At 43.9% G+C, this 6399-nt stretch carries 4 protein-coding genes; 1 reads left to right on the top strand and 3 read right to left on the bottom strand.

The genetic code is table 11. From position 1 onward, the window contains the following. Positions 1 to 97: 97 nt before the first annotated feature. Together glmS and AACQ17_RS04695 are read right to left on the bottom strand one after the other, a co-directional pair. On the bottom strand, positions 98 to 1930 hold the full coding sequence (gene glmS / locus AACQ17_RS04700; protein ID WP_017047508.1) for a glutamine--fructose-6-phosphate transaminase (isomerizing): 1833 nt from the start codon (positions 1928 to 1930) through the stop codon (positions 98 to 100). Positions 1931 to 2017: 87 nt separating this feature from the next. Further along, the gene (locus AACQ17_RS04695; protein WP_013857797.1) at positions 2018 to 2779 is read right to left on the bottom strand and encodes a DeoR/GlpR family DNA-binding transcription regulator; all 762 of its coding nucleotides are present in this window, start codon (positions 2777 to 2779) and stop codon (positions 2018 to 2020) included. Positions 2780 to 3203: 424 nt separating this feature from the next. Here AACQ17_RS04695 and pykF point away from each other — a divergent pair, with 424 nt between their 5' ends. Continuing rightward, positions 3204 to 4616, top strand: coding sequence for a pyruvate kinase PykF (gene pykF, locus AACQ17_RS04690; RefSeq protein WP_026027602.1), 1413 nt, complete (start codon positions 3204 to 3206; stop codon positions 4614 to 4616). A gap of 103 nt (positions 4617 to 4719) precedes the next feature. Here the strand turns inward: pykF and AACQ17_RS04685 are convergent. Further along, positions 4720 to 6399, bottom strand: a 1680-nt coding sequence (locus AACQ17_RS04685) for a sensor domain-containing diguanylate cyclase (RefSeq protein WP_094167664.1), incomplete at its 5' end; no start/stop codon positions are given.

The following is a 6399-nucleotide window of genomic DNA, read 5'->3' as shown; positions in this document are numbered from 1 at the left end:
ATCACTTTTATTCAAACTTGATGGTAAGCGATCAGACTTTATTGTGATTAATTAAACTTTAATATGCTCCGACAATATGCGCTCTAACCACCTTGTATCACTCAACCGTTACGGCTTTGGCCAGGTTACGAGGTTGGTCGACATCCGTACCTTTGATTAAAGCAACATAATAAGAAAGAAGCTGCATTGGAATGGTGTAGTAGATCGGCGCGGTAATTTCACTCACGTGTGGCATGGTGATGATTTTCATTGTTTCATCAGCCGCAAAGCCAGCGTCTTGATCGGCAAACACATACAGCAAGCCGCCACGAGCACGTACTTCTTCAATGTTCGATTTTAGCTTCTCTAACAGCTCGTTATTTGGCGCGACCACGACAACGGGCATGTCAGCATCAATCAGTGCTAATGGGCCGTGCTTTAATTCGCCTGCCGCGTATGCTTCAGCATGAATGTAAGAGATTTCCTTCAGCTTTAATGATGCTTCAAGCGCGATAGGGTAAAACTCACCACGACCTAGGAATAGAGTGTGGTGTTTATCTGCGAAATCTTCAGCCAGTGCTTCAATCTGCTTTTCATAGGCAAGGGCTGCATTAATTTGTGCAGGCAGTGCATGCAGTGCTTCAACAATTTCCGCCTCTTTTTCTTTATTAATGCACTGCTTTTGTTTACCAAGAGCGGTCACTAACATTAGCAAGGTTGCAAGCTGAGTAGTGAAGGCTTTGGTTGACGCCACACCAATCTCTGTTCCAGCGCGAGTCATGAATGCAAAGTCAGATTCACGAACCAGCGAAGAACCCGCTACGTTACAAATAGTCATCGCGGCCATGTAACCTTTTTCTTTCGCCAAGCGCAAAGCGGCTAAGGTATCTGCCGTTTCACCGGATTGAGAAAGCGTGATCAACAAGCTATTTGGACGAGTCACAAATTTGCGATAGCGAAATTCAGAGGCAATTTCCACATCGCAACTCACGCCTGCCAATGCTTCAAACCAATAACGCGCTGTCATGCCTGCGTTGTACGACGTTCCGCAAGCGACGATTTGTACATGTTCCACTTGGCTAAGAATTTCGGCAGCGTTCACGCCAATGCTTTCTGTCACTACGCTGTCTTTGGTGATGCGGCCTTCCATGGTGTTAATCAATGCCGTTGGCTGTTCAAAGATCTCTTTTTGCATGAAATGACGATATTTACCTTTATCGCCAGCGTCATGCTCTGCGTTAGATTCGCTAATTTCACGCGTCACCTGTTCGCCGTTTGCAGCAAAAACCGTCACATCGCGGCGCGTAACTTCCGCGACATCACCCTCTTCAAGATACATAAAGCGGCGTGTAACATTCAGCAAAGCTAATTGGTCTGAAGCTAAGAAATTCTCACCAACACCGAAACCGATCACGATCGGGCTACCAGAGCGAGCAACCACAACACGGCTTGGATCTTTGCGATCAAGTACCACAGTACCGTAAGCACCCTCGAGTTGTTTAACCGTTTTTTGCACCGCGTCAAGCAGTGAACTGGCCGTGCGCAGTTCCCACTCAACAAGGTGAGCAATCACTTCGGTATCGGTTTGCGATTCAAAAAGGTAGCCGCGTTCACGCAGAACGTCACGTAGCGTTTCATGGTTTTCGATAATGCCGTTATGCACAACCGCAATATCGCCCGACATGTGTGGGTGAGCATTAATTTCGGAAGGTTCACCGTGTGTCGCCCAGCGTGTGTGTGCAATGCCTGTGCCTCCGGCAACATGTTGCTTTTCGACCGCATCGGCTAGCTCTTGCACTTTGCCTAAACGACGAACGCGCGTTAATTGACTCGCACTATCCACCACAGCAACACCGGCTGAATCATAGCCGCGGTATTCCAAGCGGCGTAGTCCTTCCACTAAAATTTCAGCCACATCTCGTTGTGCTACTGCACCGACGATTCCACACATAAGGTTTTTACTCCATTTTAGATTTATGCTTCATCCCTAAAGCCGCAAGCGAAGGCCTTTATTTAGGAATGGTTGAATAGGGGTTAATTAAGCTCGGATCACTCGCACTTGGTGCGATTCAATCAATGCGGCATCTTGAACGGTTAGATCGTTATCGGTCACTAACACGTCAATATGCTCCCAAGCGAGCTCAAGGTTGGGAATTTTTCGGCCAACTTTGTCTGATTCGATCATCACGATCACTTCTCGTGAGACTTCGGCCATCACTTTGCTCAGGCCAATCAGTTCATTGAAGGTGGTGGTGCCACGTTCAAGATCAATACCGTCAGCGCCAATAAACAGTTGGTCAAAATCGTAAGAACGCAGTACCGATTCAGCCACTTTGCCCTGAAAGGACTCGGAATGGGTATCCCAAGTACCGCCCGTCATTAATAGTGTCGGTTCACTTTCTAGTTCATTAAGGGCATTCGCTACGTGCAATGAGTTGGTCATCACAACCAAACCGCGTTTATCATTCAGTTGCTGAATTAATGCTGCCGTAGTACTACCACAGTCAATAACGATGCGATTGTGGTCTCGAATTAACTTAGCCGCCGCTTTAGCCAGCTTTATCTTTCGATTCGAAACTTTAGGATTAAACTCATCATTGACCACCTCTTTAGGCAGTGCAATCGCACCACCGTAACGGCGTAAGAGTTGACCGTTTTTCTCTAAAGAGGCCAAATCCTTTCTAATCGTCACCTCTGAGGTTTCAAACTGAGCAGAGAGTGCATCAACACTGACCTCACCCTGTTCATTCACAAGGTTAGCGATGGTATGTCTTCTCAGTTGTGTATTTCGTTTCGACATTTATATTTTTCTTCAAGATTACGAATCGAAAGCAATATTAATCGAATCGAAACTTTATTGTCTATTTATTTCGATCTAAAAAATTAATAATTCACGCTAAAACCTTGTCCTAAGACAATTCTTAGGCAGTGATATTGAACTCATTAGGTGGTAGAATTCGCGCCGAAAAGAAAAAAAATTACAGAATTGACTGTTATTCTTTTGCAACTTAACCGATTTAAACTCAATAAGTGGCAAAATAACGCTATAAAATCGACAATGCTTGGTCATAAAATGACTAAACTGTTGAAAGACTTTCAGCTCTAATGTCACAAAATCACATCAATATTGTTGGGTAATAGATAAGAAAAATTGCCGCTTGTGATGACGCTAGAACACTCAACCAACTTCAAATTGTAATCATATTTACCGGAGAGAACCTTCCATGAAAAAGACCAAAATCGTATGTACGATTGGCCCTAAAACTGAATCTGTAGAGAAGCTTACTGAGCTAGTGAATGCTGGCATGAACGTTATGCGTTTGAACTTCTCTCACGGTGACTTCGTAGAACACGGCACTCGTATTGCGAACTTCCGTAAAGTAATGGAAAACACTGGTAAACAGCTTGCGATCCTTTTAGACACTAAAGGTCCTGAAATCCGCACCATCAAACTAGAAAATGGTGATGACGTTGATCTCGTGGCTGGCCAGGATTTCACTTTCACTACTGATGCAACCGTTGTAGGTAACAAAGATAAAGTTGCCGTGACTTACTTAGGTTTTGCTAAAGACCTTACTGTAGGTAACAAAATTTTGGTTGATGACGGCCTGATTGAAATGGAAGTGATTGCAACCACAGAAACTGAAGTGAAATGTAAAGTGCTGAACAACGGCGCGCTAGGTGAAAACAAAGGTGTTAACCTTCCTAACGTTTCAGTGAACCTTCCAGCTCTTTCTGAAAAAGATAAAGCAGACCTTAAGTTTGGTTGTGAGCAAGGCGTTGATTTTGTTGCAGCTTCTTTCATTCGTAAAGCTGACGACGTACGTGAAATCCGCGAACTGCTAACAGCAAACGGCGGCGCAGATATCCAAATCATCTCTAAAATTGAAAACCAAGAAGGCGTTGATAACTTCGACGAAATTCTTGAGCTTTCTGACGGTATCATGGTTGCTCGTGGCGACCTAGGTGTTGAGATCCCTGCTGAAGAAGTTATCTTTGCACAGAAGATGATGATCGAAAAATGTAACCGCGCACGTAAAGTGGTTATCACAGCAACTCAAATGCTTGATTCAATGATCAAGAACCCACGTCCAACTCGCGCAGAAGCTGGCGACGTAGCCAACGCGGTAATGGATGGTACAGATGCAGTGATGCTTTCTGGCGAAACAGCAAAAGGTAAATACCCTGTTGAAGCGGTCACTATCATGGCGCAAATCTGTGCTCGCACTGACCGCGTTCTACAAGCTGAGTTGGGTTCTCGTTTAGACAGCCCACGCCTACGCATTACTGAAGCCGTATGTAAAGGTGCAGTAGATACTGCTGAGAAATTGGCGGCTCCACTTATCGTGGTCGCAACTGAAGCGGGTAAATCAGCTCGTTCAGTGCGTAAGTACTTTCCAACTGCGAACATCATTGCTGTAACCACTAACAAGAAAACGGCGGCTCAACTTGTTCTGACTAAAGGTGTAACACCGGTTGTTGTTGATACTATCGACAGCACTGATGCGTTCTACATCAATGGTAAAGAGATTGCACTGGCTTCTGGTCTAGGCAAGAAGGGTGACATCGTAGTGATGGTTTCTGGTGCACTTGTTGCCTCAGGTACAACCAACACAGCTTCTGTTCACGTTCTATAATCGAACGTCGAATACAAAGCAGAAAAAATCGGGGCTTGCCCCGATTTTTTATTTTCGCTATTTACGCTTTACTTGCCAAACCCATCACTCTTTGCGGTATGCCTTAAGCAAGATCATCACTGCTTTTACACAGTGAAATTCGATTTCGTCCTAAGGTTTTCGCCTCATATAAAGCAATGTCAGCACATTTATACGAGCGTTTACCATCTGCGGTTAAGTCAGTAAAGCCAGCGCTGATAGTCACGGTGAGGCTTTGCTCTACCGCTACTCGTAATCGGTCTAGGACAGTCTCGGCTTCTTCTACAGAAGTATGCGGCATAATAATCGCAAACTCTTCACCGCCAATACGTGCCAGAAAATCGGTGGTACGCAATGTTTGGCTCAAAATTTCACCAACTTTAATAATGACGCGATCACCTTCATCATGTCCTTGTTCATCATTCACTCGTTTAAAGTAATCAATATCAATTAAGACGAGACAAACATGATGGCTTTCGGGATAACGTTGAATGATGTGCGTATGATGCTGCAATTCTGCTTCAAATTTACGCCGATTCCATAGCTGAGTTAACGCATCTTTTTCACTCAATTCTCGCAATCGGTTTTCTAAGACTTTGTACTGAGTAATATCGACTAAAGAGGTGATGTAATAACTGACTTTAGTCGCCTCTTTAATCGCTTGAATTCTCATGATGGCGGTTAGAGTCTCACCTTGTGTATTGACCATTTCTACTTCACCTTCCCAGAAATGTTGCTGCGATACCTCTTCAAGCACCTCGAGCATAAACTCCATACCATTTGGACTGAGCAGTAACTTTAATGCGTTACTGCCTTTTATCTCGTCAATAGTCAAACCTGTAATCTTTTCAAATTCGCCATTAACCATCATCACTTTGTGCTTTCTGTCTGAGATCATCACTGCAGACATACCATTCAAGGCCGCTCTTGCCAGTTTGCTTTCAATACTTCGATGATGGTAATGCAACGCCATAGAAACCATGGGAAGCGCAAAAATGAGTATAACGAAGAAGACAAAAAAAGCTTCTTTGATTAAATCGTTGACGTCACGCTTCGCTCGATGATCTAATTGCTCATCGGTGAGTTGAATCATCAAAAAAACAGGTTTCAATGAAGCAAATTTAAGGGTTTTATAAACCGTAACCTTGCCATTTTCGAATACATAGCCAGAAGGAGTTGTCTGCATCTGCTGCCAAGTTTTCGGTAGCAGAAGTGCAAGATTCTCGTATTGATTGGACGGTAATAAGTCTCCAAATAATTTGGTTTTATCGTTGGAAGACCAATAGAAACCTGAATCGCCGATCAGCTCAGGAGTTAATTGTGGATCACGGACATGATTTAAACGCGAAGATTGTGACCAAATATCAACATTGAGGACTAAATAGCCTTTTCGCTCCCCTAATACGGTAACTGGCGTAATCACACATAGCATCGGCTGTATAGCCGCAGCACTTCGAGCACTAGCCAATGCAATGCCCCAAACCCCCACTTCTCCCTCTGACAGGTTTTCTGCAAAGGCAACATAGCCATGATGTGACAGGTCTTGAAGATTTTTTGCACTAGAGGCTAAATGGTTGTCCGCAGAATAATCAATACGAAGTCGCTCATGCCCAGATAAATCCAAAAGTGTAATCGAACTATACCATGTCTGCTTTTCAGCAACAGAAGACCATATATTTTCAAGATGCTGCTGATTTATCTCTGAAGGAGAAAAAATAAATTCATACAAACTTTGGCTTCGACTAAGCAAATCAATAATGGAACG

Origin of the sequence: Vibrio sp. V10_P2A27P122 (assembly GCF_963874335.1) — a bacterium.
GTDB lineage: Bacteria > Pseudomonadota > Gammaproteobacteria > Enterobacterales > Vibrionaceae > Vibrio > Vibrio anguillarum.
Note: the sequence above shows the minus strand (reverse complement) of the source record. Positions and strands in the feature narration are given on the sequence as shown.